The organism is Streptomyces sp. NPDC039609, assembly GCF_055596705.1.
This window is the reverse complement of the sequence record NZ_JBVIUJ010000005.1, coordinates 461,753-479,588: the sequence shown is the minus strand read 5'-3', so window position 1 is coordinate 479,588 and position 17,836 is coordinate 461,753. Positions and strand designations below refer to the sequence as shown.

Here is a 17,836-nt window from a genome sequence, read left to right as displayed (position 1 = left end):
GGCCGCGCCTCTGCGCCGCGCGGGCGGAGAAGGGAACGGTTCAGCACAGTGAGCGACGAAACTCCGAACCCCGAGAAGGAGCTCTCCGAGCAGAACCTGCCCGGGCAGCGCGGGGAGCACGGCGAGGAGGTCCGCGTCCAGCGCGGGATGTTCGGCGCCAACAACGGCGGCGACACCTCCGGCTACAGCGGCCTCGTCCGCTCCGTACGCCTCCCCGGCGCGGCCACCCGTCCCTACGGCGGCTGGTTCGACGAGGTCGCCGACGAACTCGAGGGCGCCCTCGACGAGCAGGGCCTCCTGCCGGAGAACGCGATCGAGAAGACGGTCGTCGACCGTGACGAGCTGACCTTCCACATCGCCCGCGAGCACCTCGTCCGGGTCGCCCGCACCCTGCGCGACGACCCCGCCCTGCGCTTCGAGCTCTGTACGGGCGTCTCCGGCGTCCACTACCTCGGCGACAAGGGCCGCGAGCTGCACGCCGTGTACCACCTGCGCTCGCTCACCCACGGCCGGCTGATCCGGCTGGAGGTGTCCGCCCCGGACGCCGACCCGCACATCCCGTCGCTGGTCGCGGTCTATCCGACCAACGACTGGCACGAGCGCGAGACGTACGACTTCTTCGGCATCGTCTTCGACGGCCACCCCGCCCTCACCCGGATCATGATGCCGGACGACTGGCAGGGCTTCCCGCAGCGCAAGGACTACCCCCTCGGCGGCATCGCGGTCGAGTACAAGGGCGCCCAGATCCCGGCTCCTGACCAGCGGAGGTCGTACAGCTGATGAGTACCGAGAACGCCCTCCCGTCACCCGGCCACCGCCCCTCAACGGGTCCCTCCGGGACACCCCCGTCGTCCGCCTCCGCCCGGGAGACCACCGAAGGCACCGTCTACACCGTCACCGGTGGCGACTGGGAAGAGGTCGTCGAGTCCGCCGCCAAGGCCGACGACGAGCGGATCATCGTCAACATGGGTCCCCAGCACCCGTCCACGCACGGCGTGCTGCGGCTGATCCTGGAGATCGACGGCGAGACCGTCACCGAGGCCCGCTGCGGCATCGGCTACCTCCACACCGGCATCGAGAAGAACCTCGAGTTCCGGAACTGGACGCAGGGCACCACCTTCGTCACGCGCATGGACTACCTCACCTCGTTCTACAACGAGACGGCGTACTGCCTGGGCGTCGAGAAGCTGCTCGGCATCACCGACCAGATCCCGGACCGGGCCAGCGTCATCCGGGTCCTCCTCATGGAGCTCAACCGGCTCTCCTCCCACCTGGTGTGCATCGCCACCGGCGGCATGGAGCTGGGCGCGACCACGATCATGATCTACGGCTTCCGGGACCGCGAGATGATCCTGGACCTGTACGAGCTGATCACCGGTCTGCGGATGAACCACGCGTTCATCCGCCCCGGCGGCCTCGCCCAGGACCTCCCGCCCGGCGCCGTCGACGCCGTGCGCGAGTTCGTGAAGACCATGAAGAAGAACCTGCCGGAGTACGACAAGCTCGCCACCGGCAACCCCATCTTCAAGGCCCGTATGCAGGATGTCGGCTACCTCGACCTCAGCGGCTGCATGGCGCTCGGCGCCACCGGACCGATCCTGCGCTCCGCGGGCCTCCCGCACGACCTGCGCAAGACGGACCCGTACTGCGGCTACGAGAACTACGAGTTCGACATCCCGACCGCCGACACCTGCGACTCCTACGGCCGCTTCCTCGTCCGCCTGGAGGAGATGCGGCAGTCGCTGCGGATCGTCGAGCAGTGCCTCGACCGGCTGGAGCCCGGCCCGGTCATGGTCGGCGACAAGAAGATCGCCTGGCCCGCGCAGCTCGCGCTCGGCCCGGACGGACTCGGCAACTCCCTCGACCACATCAAGAAGATCATGGGCACCTCCATGGAGGCCCTGATCCACCACTTCAAGCTGGTCACCGAGGGCTTCCGCGTCCCCGCCGGACAGGCGTACGCGGCCGTCGAATCGCCCAAGGGCGAGCTCGGCGTGCACGTCGTCTCCGACGGCGGCACCCGCCCCTACCGGGTCCACTTCCGCGACCCGTCCTTCACCAACCTGCAGGCCATGGCGGCGATGTGCGAGGGCGGCCAGGTCGCCGACGTCATCGTCGCCGTCGCGTCCATCGACCCCGTGATGGGAGGCGTCGACCGATGACGGACGGACAGACCAGTCTCGGGATGCCCCAGCTCCCCGCCCCCGACTACCCGGCCGAGGTACGCACCCGGCTGGAGGCGGACGCCAAGGACATCGTCGCCCGCTACCCGGGGTCCCGGTCCGCGCTCCTTCCGCTGCTGCACCTCGTGCAGTCGGAGGAGGGCCATGTGACCCGCACCGGCATGAAGTTCTGCGCCGAGATCCTCGGCCTGACCACCGCCGAGGTCACCGCGGTCGCCACCTTCTACACGATGTACCGCCGCAAGCCCTCCGGCGACTACCAGGTCGGGGTCTGCACCAACACGCTCTGCGCGGTCATGGGCGGCGACGCCATCTTCGAGGAGCTCAAGGAGCACCTCGGCGTCGGCAACAACGAGACGACCGAGGACGGCAAGGTCACGCTGGAGCACATCGAGTGCAACGCGGCCTGCGACTTCGCGCCCGTGGTGATGGTCAACTGGGAGTTCTTCGACAACCAGACGCCCGAGTCGGCCAAGAAGATCGTCGACGACCTGCGGGCCGGCCGCCCGGTCGAGCCGACGCGGGGCGCGCCCCTGTGCACGTACAAGGAGACCGCGCGCATCCTGGCCGGCTTCCCCGACGAGCGCGAGGGGGCCGTCGAGGCCACCGGAGGGGCCGGCCCGGCCTCGCTCGTCGGGTTGCGGCTGGCCAAGGGCGAGACCCCGCACCACAAGATCGTCCACCCGCGCGGCGAATCGGCCAGTGGGGAGGGGGAGTGATGACCTTGGCAGCCGAGATCAACAACAGCAGCCCCGAGAAGCTTCTGGCGCCGGTCCTCTCGGCGTTCTGGGACCAGCCCGACGCCTGGACCCTGGAGACGTACAAGAGGCACGAGGGGTACGAGGGTCTGCGGAAGGCCCTCGCGATGACGCCCGACGACCTCATCGCGTACGTCAAGGACTCCGGTCTGCGCGGCCGCGGCGGCGCCGGCTTCCCCACCGGGATGAAGTGGCAGTTCATCCCGCAGGGCGACGGCAAGCCGCACTACCTCGTCGTCAACGCCGACGAGTCCGAGCCGGGCACCTGCAAGGACATCCCGCTCCTCTTCGCCAACCCGCACTCCCTCATCGAGGGAATGATCATCGCCTGCTACGCGATCCGCTCCGAGCACGCGTTCATCTATCTGCGCGGCGAGGTCGTGCCCGTCCTGCGCCGTCTGCACGAGGCGGTGCGCGAGGCCTACGACGCCGGCTTCCTCGGCCAGGACATCCTCGGCAGCGGTCTGAACCTCGACATCACCGTGCACGCGGGCGCCGGCGCGTACATCTGCGGCGAGGAGACCGCGCTGCTCGACTCGCTCGAAGGGCGACGCGGCCAGCCCCGGCTGCGTCCCCCCTTCCCCGCGGTCGCCGGTCTGTACGCCTGCCCCACCGTGGTGAACAACGTCGAGTCCATCGCCTCGGTTCCCGCGATCCTCAACCGGGGCAAGGACTGGTTCAAGTCGATGGGAAGCGAGAAGTCCCCGGGCTTCACGCTCTACTCGCTCAGCGGGCACGTCGCCTCGCCGGGCCAGTTCGAGGCCCCGCTCGGGATCACGCTGCGCCAGCTCCTCGACATGAGCGGCGGGATGCGGCCGGGCCACCGGCTGAAGTTCTGGACCCCCGGCGGCTCCTCCACCCCGATGTTCACCGACGAGCACCTCGACGTCCCGCTCGACTACGAGGGCGTGGGCGCGGCCGGCTCGATGCTCGGCACCAAGGCGCTCCAGTGCTTCGACGAGACGACGTGCGTGGTCCGCGCGGTGACCCGGTGGACCGAGTTCTACGCCCACGAGTCCTGCGGCAAGTGCACGCCCTGCCGCGAAGGCACCTACTGGCTCGTGCAGTTGCTCCGCGACATCGAGGCCGGCAAGGGCGTGATGTCCGACCTCGACAAGCTCAACGACATCGCCGACAACATCAACGGCAAATCGTTCTGCGCGCTCGGCGACGGCGCCGCCGCCCCGATCTTCTCCTCGCTGAAGTACTTCCGCGCGGAGTACGAGCAGCACATCACCGGCCGGGGCTGCCCCTTCGACCCGGCCAAGTCGACCGCCTGGGCGGACAACCACAAGGAGGTGACGGCATGACGGTCACCACGGCCGGCCCGGCCGGCGGTTCCCCTGCGGGGCCGCCGAAGCCCAACGGCGAGGACATGGTCACGCTGACCGTCGACGGCGCCGAGATCTCCGTCCCCAAGGGGACCCTGGTCATCCGCGCCGCCGAGCAGCTCGGCATCGAGATCCCGCGGTTCTGCGACCACCCGCTCCTCGACCCGGCCGGCGCCTGCCGGCAGTGCATCGTCGAGGTCGAGGGCCAGCGCAAGCCGATGGCGTCCTGCACCATCACCTGCACCGACGGCATGGTGGTGAAGTCCCAGCTGACCTCGCCGGTCGCCGAGAAGGCGCAGCACGGTGTGATGGAGCTGCTGCTCATCAACCACCCGCTGGACTGCCCGGTCTGCGACAAGGGCGGCGAATGCCCGTTGCAGAACCAGGCGATGTCCCACGGCCAGGCGGAGTCCCGCTTCGAGGGTCACAAGCGGACCTTCGAGAAGCCGGTACCGATCTCCACCCAGGTGCTGCTCGACCGTGAGCGGTGCGTGCTCTGCGCCCGCTGCACACGGTTCTCGAACCAGGTCGCCGGCGATCCGATGATCGAGCTGCTCGAGCGCGGCGCGCTCCAGCAGGTCGGCACGGGCGAGGGCGACCCGTTCGAGTCGTACTTCTCCGGGAACACCATCCAGATCTGCCCGGTCGGCGCACTGACTTCGGCGGCGTACCGGTTCCGCTCCCGCCCCTTCGACCTCGTCTCCTCGCCGAGCGTCTGCGAGCACTGTGCGGGCGGCTGCGCCACCCGCACCGACCACCGGCGCGGCAAGGTCATGCGGCGGCTCGCGGCCGAGGACCCGGAGGTCAACGAGGAGTGGGTGTGCGACAAGGGGCGGTTCGCCTTCCGGTACGCGCAGCAGCGCGACCGGCTGACCACCCCGCTCGTACGGAACCCCGAGTCGGGTGAGCTGGAGGCCGCCTCCTGGCCCGAGGCCCTGGAGGCGGCGGCCCGCGGGCTCGTGCGCGGCCGCACCGGAGTCCTGGCCGGCGGGCGGCTGACCGTCGAGGACTCCTACGCGTACGCCAAGTTCGCCCGGGTCGCCCTCGACACCAACGACGTCGACTTCCGCGCCCGCGTCCACTCCAGCGAGGAGGCCGACTTCCTGGCCTCCACCGTGGCGGGCCGCGGCCGCGACCTGGACGGCTCGGGGGTCACGTACACCTCGCTCGAAGCCGCCCCGGCGGTGCTGCTCGTCGGCTTCGAGTCGGAGGAGGAGGCGCCCGGCGTCTTCCTGCGGCTCCGCAAGGCCTGGCGCAAGCAGGGCCAGAAGACGTACGCGCTCGCCTCGCACGCGACCCGGGGCCTGGTGAAGGCGGGCGGCACGCTGCTTTCGGCCGCGCCCGGCACCGAGACCGAGTGGCTGGACGCCCTCACCTCCCGGGTCGGCCTCGACGAGGCCGGCACCCACGCGGCCGAGGCGCTGCGCAAGGACGGCGCGGTCATCGTCGTCGGCGAGCGGCTCGCCGCGGTGCCCGGCGGACTGACCGCCGCCGTACGGACGGCGACGGCGACCGGTGCCGAGCTGGTGTGGATTCCGCGCCGTGCCGGAGAGCGCGGCGCGCTCGAAGCCGGCGCCATCCCGACGCTGCTGCCCGGCGGCCGCCCCACGACCGACCCACGCGCGCGTGAGGAGGTCGCGGCCGCCTGGGGCGTACGCGAACTCCCGCACGGCTACGGCCGGGACACCGGCCAGATCGTGGAGGCCGCGGCCACCGGCGAACTGGGCGCGCTGCTCGTCGGCGGCGTCGAGGTCCGCGACCTGCCCGACCCGGCACGTGCGCGTGAGGCCCTCGACGCGGCGTTCGTGGTCTCCCTGGAGCTGCGGCCCAGCGAGGTCACCGAGCGGGCCGACGTGGTCCTGCCGGTCGCCGCGGTCGCCGAGAAGCCCGGCACCTTCCTCAACTGGGAAGGCAGGGCGCGGCTCTTCGAGGCCGCGCTCAAGCCCGAGCAGATGACCCGGACGCTGCCCCCGGCGGACGCGCGCGTGCTGCACATGCTCGCCGACGCCCTCGACGCCCACCTGGCCCTGCCCGATCTGCGCGCGATCCGCCGGGAGCTGGACCGGCTCGGCGGCTGGGACGGCGAGCGGGCCTCCGAGCCCGTCGAGCCCGCGCAGCCCGCGCCCCGGCCGGGCGAGGGCGAGGCCGTCCTCGCCGGACACCGGCTCCTGCTCGACCTGGGCCGCCTCCAGGAGGGTGACACGGCCCTGGCCGGCACCCGCCACGCGGCTGTCGCCCGCCTCTCGGCCACCACCGCCGCCGAGACCGGCGTCAAGGACGGCGACCTCCTCGCCGTCACCGGCCCGGCCGGTTCGGTCCGACTCCCGCTCCAGGTCACCGAGATGCCCGACCGCGTGGTCTGGCTCCCGCTGAACTCCACGGCGGGCGGCGTCCTCTCCGACACCGGCGCCCACCCGGGCGACCTGGTCCGCATCGGCGCGGCGGTTTCGACGGAGGTGCAGGCATGACCACGCTGCTCGCTGCGGAAGACCTCTCCATGTTCGGGACCGACCCCTGGTGGCTCGTCGCGATCAAGGCCGTCTTCTGCTTCGCCTTCCTGATGATCACCGTGCTGTTCTCCATCGTGTGGGAGCGCAAGGTCGTCGCCTGGATGCAGCTGCGCGTCGGGCCCAACCGGCACGGACCCTGGGGTCTCCTCCAGTCCCTCGCGGACGGCATCAAGCTGATGCTCAAGGAGGACGTCGTCGTCAAGCGCGCCGACAAGGTCGTCTACATCCTCGCGCCGATCATCGCCGCCGCCCCCGCGTTCATGGCCATCGCCGTGATCCCGTTCGGTCCGGCCGGCAACGAGGTCTCGATCTTCGGCCACCGCACCTCGATGCAGCTCACCGACCTGCCGATCGCCATGCTGTACGTGCTGGCCATCGCCTCGGTCGGCATCTACGGCATCGTGCTCGCGGGCTGGTCCTCCGGCTCGACGTACCCGCTCCTCGGCGGTCTGCGCTCCTGCGCGCAGATGATCTCCTACGAGATCGCCATGGGCGCCGCGTTCGCCTCCGTCTTCCTGTACTCCGGGTCGATGTCGACCTCGGCGATCGTCGAGGCGCAGGCGGACCGCTGGTTCATCATCCTGCTGCCGGTCTCGTTCATCATCTACGTCGTCACGATGGTCGGCGAGACCAACCGCGCCCCGTTCGACATGCCGGAGTCCGAGGGCGACCTGGTCGGCGGCTTCAACACCGAGTACTCCTCCATCAAGTTCGCGATGTTCATGCTCGCCGAGTACGTGAACATGGTGACGGTCTCCGCCGTCTCCGTGACGCTCTTCCTCGGCGGCTGGCGCGCCCCGTACCCCATCTCCACCTTCTGGGAGGGCGCGAACCACGGCTGGTGGCCGATGCTCTGGTTCGTCCTCAAGGTGCAGCTGCTGCTCTTCTTCTTCATCTGGCTCCGCGGCACCCTGCCCCGCGTCCGCTACGACCAGCTGATGAAGCTCGGCTGGAAGGTCCTCATCCCGGTCTCGGTGCTCTGGCTGATGCTGGTCGCCACCGTCCGCGCCCTGCGCAACGAGAACGTCGGCTTCCAGAACATCGTGCTGTACGTCGCCGGCGCCGTCATCGCCGTCCTCCTCCTCTCCTTCATCGCGGACATGTTCCGCGACAGGAGGGCCAAGGCCGCCGAGGTCGAGGACGAGCGCCCCTTCGATCCGATGGCCGGCGGCTTCCCCGTACCGCCCAAGCCCGGACAGTCCCTGCCGCCCGTACCCCGGCGCAGGCCCCGGCACGACCGGGACCTCGTTGTCAGTGGTGGCCCCGATACTGCTACTGCGAGTGAGGGAAAGGAGACGGACGGTGTCTGATTTCCAGAATCCGGTGGCCGGCTTCGGCGTGACCTTCAAGGCCATGTTCAAGAAGCGGCTGACCGAGCAGTACCCGGAGCAGCAGAAGACGACCGCTCCGCGCTTCCACGGCCGGCACCAGCTCAACCGTCACCCCGACGGTCTCGAGAAGTGCGTCGGCTGCGAGCTCTGCGCCTGGGCCTGCCCCGCGGACGCCATCTATGTGGAGGGCGCGGACAACACCGACGAGGAGCGCTACTCCCCGGGTGAGCGGTACGGCGTCGTCTACCAGATCAACTACGCCCGCTGCATCCTGTGCGGGCTGTGCATCGAGGCCTGCCCCACGCGGGCGCTGACGATGACCAACGAGTTCGAACTGGCCGACTCCTCCCGCGAGAACCTGATCTACACCAAGGAGCAGCTCCTCGCGGGCCTGGAGGAGGGCATGGTCGACTCGCCGCACGCCATCTTCCCGGGGATGGACGAGCAGGACTACTACCGGGGTCTGGTCACGGAGGCCGCGCCGGGCACGGTCCGTCAGGTCGCCACCTCCAAGGGGGAGAAGGGCGAACCGGAAGAGGTGGACGCATGAGCACCACCCTTGCCGCCTACACCACCTCGAGCGGCGAAGCCTTCCAGTTCTGGGTCCTCGGCACCGTCGCCGTCATCGGCGCCCTGTGCACGGTCCTGATGAGGAAGGCCATGCACAGCGCCCTCTGTCTGGCCGGCACGATGATCGTCCTGGCGGTCTTCTACCTCGCCAACGGCGCGTACTTCCTCGGCATCGTCCAGATCGTCGTCTACACCGGCGCGATCATGATGCTGTTCCTCTTCATCGTCATGCTGGTCGGTGTCACAGCGGCGGACTCGCTGAAGGAGACCATCAAGGGGCAGCGCTGGTGGGCCGCGGCCTGCGGGCTCGGCTTCGGCATCCTGCTGATCGCCGGCATCGGCCAGGCCGCCGTGACGGAGTTCAACGGTCTCGGCGCGGCCAACAGCGCGTACGGCGGAAACGTCGAGGGCCTCGCCGCCCTCATCTTCACCAAGTACGTCTTCGCCTTCGAGATCACCGGCGCCCTGCTCATCACCGCGGCCGTCGGCGCGATGGTGCTCACCCACCGCGAGCGCACCGAACGGGCCCGCACCCAGCGGGAGCTGTCCGAGCAGCGCGTGCGCGAGGGCACGCACGTGCCGCCGCTGCCCGCTCCGGGTGTCTACGCCCGGCACAACGCGGTGGACATCGCCGGTCTGCTGCCCGACGGCACGCCCGCCGAGCTGACCGTGATGCAGACGCTGCGCAAGCGCGGCCAGATCCGCGATGTGTCCACCGAGGCGCTGGCCGACCTCAAGGCGCTGGAGCAGCGCTCCGAGGAGCGGCTCGGCCGGGACCGGGACGAAGAGGAGGCCTCGCGGTGAACCCCGTCAACTATCTGTATCTCGCCGCCCTGTTGTTCACCATCGGTGCGGTCGGCGTGCTGATCCGGCGCAACGCGATCGTCGTCTTCATGTGCGTGGAGCTGATGCTCAACGCCTGCAACCTCGCGTTCGTCGCCTTCTCCCGGATGCACGGCAACCTCGACGGCCAGATCATCGCCTTCTTCACGATGGTCGTCGCCGCCGCGGAGGTCGTGGTCGGGCTCGCGATCATCGTGTCGCTGTTCCGTTCCCGCCACTCGGCCTCGGTCGACGACGCCAGCCTGATGAAGCTGTGAGGGGCTGAATCGTGGAGAACCTGATTGCGCTGCTCGTCGCGGCGCCCCTGCTGGGAGCGGCCGTCCTGCTGTGCGGCGGGCGGCGCCTGGACAAGGCCGGGCCCCTGCTCGGCACGCTGCTCGCGGCCGTCTCCTTCGTCATCGGTGCCGCCCTCTTCGCCGACATGCTCGGCAAGAGCGCGGACGACCGGGCCATGTACCAGCACCTGTACACCTGGATCCCCGTCGAGGGCTTCCAGGCGGAGATGGCCTTCCAGCTCGACCAGTTGTCGATGACGTTCGTGCTGCTGATCACCGGCGTGGGCTCGCTGATCCACGTGTACTCGATCGGGTACATGGAGCACGACGAGCGCAAGCGCCGCTTCTTCGGCTATCTGAACCTGTTCCTCGCGGCGATGCTGCTCCTCGTCCTCGCCGACAACTACCTGCTGCTGTACTTCGGCTGGGAGGGCGTCGGCCTCGCCTCGTACCTCCTGATCGGCTTCTGGCAGCACAAGCCCAGCGCGGCCACCGCCGCGAAGAAGGCCTTCCTGGTCAACCGGGTCGGCGACATGGGCCTGTCGATCGCCATCATGATCATGTTCACCACCTTCGGGACCTTCGCCTTCGGGCCGGTCCTGGAGGCGACCGGTGAGACGGGCGAGGGCACGCTGACGGCGATCGCCCTGATGCTGCTCCTCGCGGCCTGCGGAAAGTCGGCCCAGGTGCCGCTGCAGTCCTGGCTCGGGGACGCGATGGAGGGCCCGACCCCGGTCTCGGCCCTCATCCACGCGGCCACGATGGTCACCGCCGGTGTCTACCTCATCGTCCGCTCCGCCGACATCTTCAACGCCGCCCCGGACGCCCAGCTCGTGGTCGTCGTGGTCGGCGCGGTCACGCTCCTCTTCGGTGCGATCGTCGGTTGCGCGAAGGACGACATCAAGAAGGCGCTGGCCGGTTCGACGATGTCGCAGATCGGCTACATGATCCTGGCGGCGGGCCTCGGCCCCATCGGTTACGTCTTCGCGATCATGCACCTGGTCACGCACGGCTTCTTCAAGGCCGGGCTCTTCCTCGGCGCCGGTTCGGTCATGCACGGCATGAACGACGAGGTCGACATGCGCCGTTACGGCGGTCTGCGGAAGTACATGCCGGTCACCTTCGTCACCTTCGGCCTCGGCTATCTCGCGATCATCGGCTTCCCTGGCCTGTCCGGCTTCTTCTCCAAGGACAAGATCATCGAGGCGGCCTTCGCCAAGGGCGGCACCGAGGGCTGGATCCTCGGCGCGGTCACACTCCTCGGCGCTGCCATCACGGCGTACTACATGACGCGTGTGATGCTGATGACCTTCTTCGGCGAGAAGCGCTGGCAGGCCGACGAGAAGGGCGAGCTGCCGCACCCGCACGAGTCCCCGAAGTCGATGACGGTCCCGATGATCCTGCTGGCCTTCGGGTCCGTCCTCGCGGGCGGCTTCTTCAGCATCGGCGACCGCTTCATCACCTGGCTGGAGCCGGTGACCTCGTTCGAGCACGGGCACCCGCCGATCAGCGCCGGAGCCATCACCTCCGCCACGGTCGCCGTCATGGTGATCGGCGTCGGACTCGCGTACGTCCAGTACGGGCGCAGGCCCGTCCCGGTCACCGCACCGCGCGGCTCCCTGCTCACCCGGGCCGCCCGCCGCGACCTGCTTCAGGACGACTTCAACCACGCCGTCTTCGTGACGGGCGGCACGCATCTCACCCGCTCGCTCGTCTATGTCGACCACTCCCTGGTCGACGGAGTGGTCAACGGCACCGCGGCCTCGGTCGGGGGCCTGTCCGGCCGGCTGCGCAAGCTGCAGAACGGCTACGCCCGCACGTATGCGGTCTCCATGTTCGGAGGTACGGCGGTGCTGATCGCCGCGACCCTGCTGATGAGGGCGGTGTAACTGCCATGTCGCAAGTAGTGAACGCAGGGTTCCCGATCCTGACGGCGACGGCAGCGGTGCCGGCGGTCGGTGCGATCCTCACCGCCGCCGTCCCCGCCGCCCGTCGCACCGCCGCCAAGTGGCTGGCACTGACCGTCTCGCTCGTCACGCTCGTCCTCGCCGTCGTCGTCCTGGTGGACTTCGAACCCGGCGGCGACCGGTACCAGTTCGTCGAGTCCTACTCCTGGATCAAGGACTTCGGGGTCCGCTACGAACTGGGCGTGGACGGCATCGGGGTGGCGCTGATCGCGCTGACCGCGCTGCTGATCCCCTTCATCATCCTGGCCGGCTGGCACGACGCCGACCCCCTGGAGACGAAGAGCAGCCGCTGGCGGCCGACCCAGGGCTTCTTCGCCCTGATCCTGATGGTCGAGGCGATGGTGATCCTCTCCTTCGAGGCCACCGACGTCTTCCTCTTCTACATCCTGTTCGAAGCCATGCTCATCCCGATGTACTTCCTCATCGGCGGCTTCGGCGACCGGGCGCACGCCGGCTCGGACGAGAACGCGGCGGCCCAGCGCTCCTACGCGGCCGTCAAGTTCCTGCTCTACAACCTGGTCGGCGGACTGATCATGCTGGCCGCCGTCATCGGGCTCTACGTGGTCGCGGGGAACTTCTCCCTCACCGAGATCGCCGCCGCCCGCGCCGACGGCTCGCTGGAGATGGCGACCAACACCGAACGGCTGCTGTTCCTCGGCTTCTTCTTCGCCTTCGCGGTGAAGGCGCCGTTGTGGCCGCTGCACACCTGGCTGCCGAACGCGATGGGGGAGGCGACCGCGCCGGTCGCCGTGCTCATCACCGCGGTGGTCGACAAGGTCGGCACGTTCGCGATGCTCCGCTTCTGCCTCCAGCTCTTCCCGGAGGCCTCGAAGTGGGCGACCCCGGTGATCATCGCGCTCGCGCTGGTCAGCATCGTCTACGGCGCGCTGGTCGCGGTCGGCCAGCGGGACATCAAGCGCCTGGTCGCCTACGCCTCGATCTCGCACTTCGGCTTCATCATCATGGGCATCTTCGCGATGACCAGCCAGGGCCAGAGCGGCGCGACGCTCTACATGGTCAACCACGGCATCTCGACGGCCGCGCTGATGCTGGTCGCCGGCTTCCTGATCTCCCGGCGCGGCTCGCGGCTCATCGCCGACTACGGCGGTGTGCAGAAGGTCGCCCCGGTGCTCGCCGGCACTTTCCTGATCGGCGGTCTGGCCACCCTCTCGCTGCCGGGCCTCGCGCCCTTCGTGAGTGAATTCCTGGTCCTGGTCGGCACGTTCGCCCGGTACCCGGTGGCCGGCATCATCGCCACCACCGGCATCGTCCTCGCCGCGCTCTACACCCTCGTCCTGTACCAGCGGACGATGACGGGCCCGGTGGCGACGGAGGAGATCCGGACGATGCCGGACCTGAGGGTGCGGGAACTGGTCGTGGTCGCCCCGCTGATCGCCCTGCTGATCTTCCTCGGAGTGTTCCCGAAGCCGCTGACGGACATCGTCAACCCGGCCGTCACGCACACCATGTCCGACGTCCAGCAGAGTGACCCCCAGCCCACCGTTCCTCTCCAAACCGTGGAGGCCAAGTGAGTGCGACGGCTGTCCACAGCCTGTGGACGACGGCCGCTGAGCCGTTGACCAAGATCCCGGCACCCCGCATCGAGTACGTCCAGCTCTCGCCCGTACTCATCGTGGTCGGCGCCGCGGTCCTCAGCGTCCTGGTCGAGGCCTTCGTGCCCCGCAAGGGCCGCTACCAGAGCCAGGTGTTCCTCACCGTCCTGGCGCTCGTGGCCGCGTTCGCCGCGATCGTCGGCCTCGCCGCCGGGGGCTACGGCTCCACCAAGGCCCACATCGCGGCCATGGGCGCCATCGCCGTCGACGGCCCGGCGCTCTTCCTGCAGGGCACCATTCTGCTGGCCTCGATCGTCGCGGTCTTCACCTTCGCCGAGCGCCGGCTCGACCCGGCCGACCACGGCCACAAGGTCGACTCCTTCGCCGCCGAGGCCGCCGCCGTCCCCGGCGGCGAGCAGGAGAAGGCCGCGACGAAGGCCGGATTCACCACCACCGAGGTGTTCCCGCTCGCGCTGTTCGCCATCGCCGGCATGTTGGTCTTCCCCGCCGCCAACGACCTCCTGACGCTCTTCATCGCCCTGGAGGTCTTCTCCCTCCCGCTCTACCTGCTCTGCGCCGTCGCCCGCCGCAAGCGGCTGATGTCGCAGGAGGCGGCGGTCAAGTACTTCCTGCTCGGCGCCTTCTCCTCGGCGTTCCTGCTCTTCGGGATCGCCCTGCTCTACGGCTACGCGGGCTCCGTCTCGTACGCCACCATCGCCGACGTCGTCGACGGTTCGGTCGCCTCGGTGAACCCGGCCCTCGCCCAGACCATGGGCAACGACGTCCTGCTGCTCATCGGCTTCGCCCTGGTCCTGATGGGGCTGCTCTTCAAGGTCGGCGCCGTGCCGTTCCACATGTGGACCCCGGACGTCTACCAGGGCGCGCCGACCCCGGTCACCGGCTTCATGGCGGCCGCGACGAAGGTCGCCGCGTTCGGCGCGCTGCTGCGTCTGTTGTACGTGGTGCTGCCGGGTCTCACCTGGGACTGGCGGCCGGTCATGTGGGGCGTCGCCATCGTCACCATGCTGGGCGGCGCGATCGTCGCGATCACCCAGACCGACATCAAGCGGCTCCTCGCGTACTCCTCCATCGCGCACGCGGGCTTCCTGCTGGCCGGTGTCATCGCCGCCACGCCCACCGGAATCTCGTCGGTGCTCTTCTACCTGGGCGCGTACTCCTTCGTGACGATCGGCGCGTTCGCGGTCGTCACGCTGGTCCGGGATGCGGGCGGTGAGGCGACGCACCTGTCCAAGTGGGCTGGTCTGGGCCGCCGTTCGCCGCTCGTGGCCGCGGTCTTCGCGGTCTTCCTGCTCGCCTTCGCCGGCATCCCGCTGACCTCCGGATTCTCCGGCAAGTTCGCGGTCTTCAAGGCGGCGGCGGAGGGGGGCGCGGGCGTCCTCGTCGTCGTCGGCGTCATCTCGTCGGCGATCGCCGCGTTCTTCTACATCCGGGTGATCGTGCTGATGTTCTTCAGTGAGCCGAAGGCGGACGGCCCCACGGTCGCCGTGCCCTCGGCCTTCACGACCGCCACGATCACGGTCGGCGTCGTCGTGACGCTGGTGCTCGGCCTCGCGCCGCAGTACTTCCTGGAGCTGGCGGGCCAGGCGAGTGTCTTCGTGAGGTAGGCCGGACGTCGTCAGGGCCCGGTCTCCGCTCGCGCGGGGCCGGGCCCTGACGTATGTCTGCGGCTACGGAGCCGGAACGATCCGGCCGGTCACCTCGCCGAGCGCGACCTGCGTACCGTCCGGACCCGGCGCCCACGCGGTGAGCGTGACCACGTCGCCGTCCTCCAGGAACGTTCGCTTCCCGGTGGGGAGTTCGAGCGCGTCGCGGCCGTTCCACGTCAGTTCGAGCAGCGAGCCGCGCTGGTGCACCTCGGGGCCCGAGACCGTGCCGGAGCCGTACAGGTCACCGGTCCGCAGCGAAGCGCCGTTGACCGTCATGTGGGCGAGCTGCTGGGCGGCCGTCCAGTACATCGTGGCGAACGGCGGCTCCGAGACCACCTCGCCGTTGATCTCGACCGTGATCCGCAGGTCGAAACCGCCGGGCTCCTCGTCGGCGGAGTCGTCCAGGTACGGCAGCAGATCGAAGTCCCGGGCCGGCGGCGCGGTGCGGGCCGCGTCCAGGGCCTCCAGGGGGGTCACCCAGGCCGACACGGACGTCGCGAACGACTTGCCGAGGAACGGGCCGAGCGGCACGTACTCCCAGGCCTGGATGTCCCGCGCCGACCAGTCGTTGAGGAGCGTGAGCCCGAAGACGTGCTCACGGAAGTCCCCGAGCGCGACCGGCGTGCCGTGCTCGGACGGGGTGCCGACGACGAAGCCGACCTCCGCCTCGATGTCCAGCTTCACCGAAGGGCCGAAGACGGGCGCCGCGTCCGTGGGCGCCTTGCGCTGCCCGGAGGGGCGTACGACATCGGTGCCGGAGACCACGACCGTGCCAGCGCGACCGTGGTAGCCGATCGGCAGATGCTTCCAGTTCGGCGTGAGCGCGTCGCCGTCCGGGCGGAAGATGTGGCCGACGTTGGTGGCGTGGTGCTCGCTCGCGTAGAAGTCGACGTAGTCCGCGACCTCGAACGGCAGGTGCATCGTGACCGCGTCCAGCGGGTGCAGCAGGGGCTCTATGTCCGGCCGGTGGGCAGGCACGGTCACCCAGCCGGTCAGAGCGCGGCGCACATCGCGCCAGGCGGTCCGTCCGGCGGCCAGCAGCGGGTTGAGGCTGGCCTGCGCGAGCAGCGCGGCATAGGGGGACCCGAGGGCGTGCGCCGCCGCTCCCGCGTCGAGGACATGACCGCCGATGCGGACGCCGACCCTCCGTCGATCGGGCTCGTCGGCGGTGGAGAAGACGCCGTACGGAAGGTTGTGCGGGCCGAAGGGATCGCCTTCGGCGAGGTCGAGCGGGGACTGCTCGGGCATCGGTGCTTGCCTCGCTTTCCACAGGTGTGGGGGACACGTTACGGGGCGGGCCGCTCGGCGTGGATGACATGGGTCACACAGAAAGTGAGGCCTCCGTGCACAACTGTCCATGTTCGCGCGCTTTATGCATGCTGTGCGGCGGCTGTGCGACTGAGCGCGTTCAATTGCCGCTTTTCCCGGGCCTTATTCGGGTCATACGATCTCGGCAACGTCGCACCGCGTGAGGTCCCCGCAGGCGCGACCACCCTTTCTTTCTTTGATCTTTCGACCAGAAAAGGTCTGCCTTGAAGATTCGCCGCATTCTCGCGACGGCCGTGGCCGCCGCCGTGACGACCCCGGTCGTCTTCCTCTCCGCCGCCCCGGCGTTCGCCGACACCAAGCCGGCCGCGCCGGCGCAGACGCAGGACGAGCAGCCGTCGCTCGAGCAGCTGAAGAAGGCGGTGTCGGACGCGCAGAAGGCGTACGACATCGCCGTCATCGCCCACAACGACGCCACGAAGGCCCTCGAGGCCACGACCAAGGACGACCACCCGCTGGCGGTCGCCAAGGCCGCTGCCAAGACGGCCGCCGAGGCCGCCGCCACGGCCAAGACCGAGGCCGACGCCAAGCTGGTCAAGGCCGAGGCCGACCTGGCCGCGCTGCCCGCCGACGCCACGCCCGAGGCCAAGACCGCCGCGGAGCAGGCCGTCGCCGAGGCCAAGACCGCCGCCGAGGCCGCAGCCACGACCAAGACCGAGGCCGACGCCAAGCTGACCGCGGCCGGCACGGCTCTCGACGACGAGCGCGTCGCCAAGGCCCGTGCGTCCGAGGTCGCCAAGCAGGCCAAGGAGACCGCCCTCAAGACGCTCGACGCCGCCAAGAAGGCGCTCGCCGACGCCGAGGCCGAGGAGGGCGAGGAGCCGGTCGAGGAGTGCGTGCCGGAGTCCAAGTTCACCACCGTCGTCCACGGCCTGCCCGAGAAGGTCGTCGCCGGCACCACCGTGAACTTCACGCTGCGCGTCACCAACGGCACCGACAAGAAGATGGACGAGGTGTACCCGTACGCCGCCGTCCACGCCTTCGACGAGAAGGGCATCAAGGAGCTCGACAAGTACCTCGACCTCGAGTGGTCCACCGCGGCCGACCCGAAGTGGGAGGACGTCAACCCCGGTGAGAGCCTCTTCGTCGGCGCGCTGAACGCCAAGTCCTCCACCGACGTCAAGCTGCGGCTGAAGCTCGACGCGAAGACCCCGGCCGGCCAGGGTGCCGCCTTCGTCGCCGGTGACTACTGGAACGAGGACGAGTCCTGCGGTGGCACTCCGGACCTGGAGTACTACGAGTTCGCCATCCTGGCCAAGGGCAGCAACCCGGGCAAGGTGGACGACGCCACGGGCAAGCCCGGCAACACCAACACCACCGGCCAGGGCGGCACCTCCACCACTCCGGTGAACGGTGGGACCACGGGCTCCACCGACGGCTCGCTCGCCAAGACCGGCTCGAACGACGTCGTCCCGCAGATCGCCCTCGCGGGCGCCGCGGCCGTCGCGCTCGGCGCCGGTGCGATGTTCGTCGTCCGTCGCCGTAAGGCCGGCTCGAACGCCTGATCCGAGCAGTGACTGAG

14 protein-coding genes are annotated in these 17,836 nt (G+C 69.7%); 13 read left to right on the top strand and 1 reads right to left on the bottom strand.

Annotated features, from left to right (window positions below; all coding sequences use genetic code 11):
- Positions 1-48 precede the first annotated feature (48 nt).
- From ACZ561_RS17575 to nuoN, 12 genes are read left to right on the top strand one after another with little or no spacing between them, the layout of a single operon-like run.
- Positions 49-780, top strand: coding sequence for an NADH-quinone oxidoreductase subunit C (locus ACZ561_RS17575; protein ID WP_329117346.1), 732 nt, complete (start codon positions 49-51; stop codon positions 778-780).
- Positions 780-2,162 (top strand): NADH-quinone oxidoreductase subunit D, encoded by a 1,383-nt coding sequence (locus tag ACZ561_RS17570; RefSeq protein WP_470995515.1) that lies wholly within the window; start codon positions 780-782, stop codon positions 2,160-2,162. Before ACZ561_RS17575 ends, ACZ561_RS17570 begins: the two co-directional genes overlap by 1 nt.
- Positions 2,159-2,902 carry an NADH-quinone oxidoreductase subunit NuoE gene (gene nuoE, locus ACZ561_RS17565; protein WP_470995513.1) on the top strand — a complete coding sequence of 248 codons (744 nt, stop codon included), beginning with the start codon at positions 2,159-2,161 and terminating at the stop codon, positions 2,900-2,902. The genes ACZ561_RS17570 and nuoE overlap by 4 nt, the downstream gene beginning before the upstream one ends.
- Positions 2,902-4,251 (top strand): NADH-quinone oxidoreductase subunit NuoF, encoded by a 1,350-nt coding sequence (nuoF, locus tag ACZ561_RS17560; protein WP_470995510.1) that lies wholly within the window; start codon positions 2,902-2,904, stop codon positions 4,249-4,251. Before nuoE ends, nuoF begins: the two co-directional genes overlap by 1 nt.
- Positions 4,248-6,740, top strand: coding sequence for an NADH-quinone oxidoreductase subunit G (locus tag ACZ561_RS17555; RefSeq protein WP_470995507.1), 2,493 nt, complete (start codon positions 4,248-4,250; stop codon positions 6,738-6,740). Before nuoF ends, ACZ561_RS17555 begins: the two co-directional genes overlap by 4 nt.
- Complete coding sequence (gene nuoH, locus ACZ561_RS17550) at positions 6,737-8,092, top strand: NADH-quinone oxidoreductase subunit NuoH (RefSeq protein ID WP_376433515.1); 1,356 nt, start codon at positions 6,737-6,739, stop codon at positions 8,090-8,092. Before ACZ561_RS17555 ends, nuoH begins: the two co-directional genes overlap by 4 nt.
- A complete protein-coding gene (gene nuoI / locus ACZ561_RS17545) occupies positions 8,085-8,663 on the top strand; it encodes an NADH-quinone oxidoreductase subunit NuoI (protein ID WP_383557322.1) in 579 nt (192 codons plus the stop codon). The genes nuoH and nuoI overlap by 8 nt, the downstream gene beginning before the upstream one ends.
- Positions 8,660-9,487: an NADH-quinone oxidoreductase subunit J gene (locus ACZ561_RS17540; protein ID WP_470995503.1), complete on the top strand. Its 828-nt coding sequence runs from the start codon at positions 8,660-8,662 to the stop codon at positions 9,485-9,487. The genes nuoI and ACZ561_RS17540 overlap by 4 nt, the downstream gene beginning before the upstream one ends.
- Positions 9,484-9,783, top strand: a complete 300-nt coding sequence (gene nuoK / locus ACZ561_RS17535) for an NADH-quinone oxidoreductase subunit NuoK (protein WP_376433518.1) — start codon at positions 9,484-9,486, stop codon at positions 9,781-9,783. Before ACZ561_RS17540 ends, nuoK begins: the two co-directional genes overlap by 4 nt.
- 11 nt (positions 9,784-9,794) lie before the next feature.
- Positions 9,795-11,690: an NADH-quinone oxidoreductase subunit L gene (nuoL, locus tag ACZ561_RS17530; RefSeq protein WP_470995501.1), complete on the top strand. Its 1,896-nt coding sequence runs from the start codon at positions 9,795-9,797 to the stop codon at positions 11,688-11,690.
- 5 nt (positions 11,691-11,695) lie between these two features.
- Complete coding sequence (locus tag ACZ561_RS17525; RefSeq protein WP_470995498.1) at positions 11,696-13,300, top strand: NADH-quinone oxidoreductase subunit M; 1,605 nt, start codon at positions 11,696-11,698, stop codon at positions 13,298-13,300.
- On the top strand, positions 13,297-14,946 hold the full coding sequence (nuoN, locus tag ACZ561_RS17520) for an NADH-quinone oxidoreductase subunit NuoN (RefSeq protein ID WP_470995495.1): 1,650 nt from the start codon (positions 13,297-13,299) through the stop codon (positions 14,944-14,946). The genes ACZ561_RS17525 and nuoN overlap by 4 nt, the downstream gene beginning before the upstream one ends.
- A 63-nt stretch (positions 14,947-15,009) precedes the next feature.
- Here nuoN and fahA read toward each other — a convergent pair whose 3' ends face one another.
- On the bottom strand, positions 15,010-16,236 hold the full coding sequence (fahA, locus tag ACZ561_RS17515; RefSeq protein ID WP_470995492.1) for a fumarylacetoacetase: 1,227 nt from the start codon (positions 16,234-16,236) through the stop codon (positions 15,010-15,012).
- A 284-nt stretch (positions 16,237-16,520) separates the two neighbouring features.
- Here fahA and ACZ561_RS17510 point away from each other — a divergent pair, with 284 nt between their 5' ends.
- Positions 16,521-17,819, top strand: a complete 1,299-nt coding sequence (locus tag ACZ561_RS17510; RefSeq protein WP_470995489.1) for an LPXTG cell wall anchor domain-containing protein — start codon at positions 16,521-16,523, stop codon at positions 17,817-17,819.
- The last annotated feature ends 17 nt before the right edge of the window (positions 17,820-17,836 follow it).

Coding starts and splice junctions, on each gene's coding strand:
- ACZ561_RS17570 (WP_470995515.1), top strand. CDS start 780: ATGAGTACCGAGAACGCCCTCCCGTCACCCGGCCACCGCCCCTCAACG.
- nuoE (WP_470995513.1), top strand. CDS start 2,159: ATGACGGACGGACAGACCAGTCTCGGGATGCCCCAGCTCCCCGCCCCC.
- nuoF (WP_470995510.1), top strand. CDS start 2,902: ATGACCTTGGCAGCCGAGATCAACAACAGCAGCCCCGAGAAGCTTCTG.
- ACZ561_RS17555 (WP_470995507.1), top strand. CDS start 4,248: ATGACGGTCACCACGGCCGGCCCGGCCGGCGGTTCCCCTGCGGGGCCG.
- nuoH (WP_376433515.1), top strand. CDS start 6,737: ATGACCACGCTGCTCGCTGCGGAAGACCTCTCCATGTTCGGGACCGAC.
- ACZ561_RS17540 (WP_470995503.1), top strand. CDS start 8,660: ATGAGCACCACCCTTGCCGCCTACACCACCTCGAGCGGCGAAGCCTTC.
- ACZ561_RS17525 (WP_470995498.1), top strand. CDS start 11,696: ATGTCGCAAGTAGTGAACGCAGGGTTCCCGATCCTGACGGCGACGGCA.
- fahA (WP_470995492.1), bottom strand. CDS start 16,236: ATGCCCGAGCAGTCCCCGCTCGACCTCGCCGAAGGCGATCCCTTCGGC.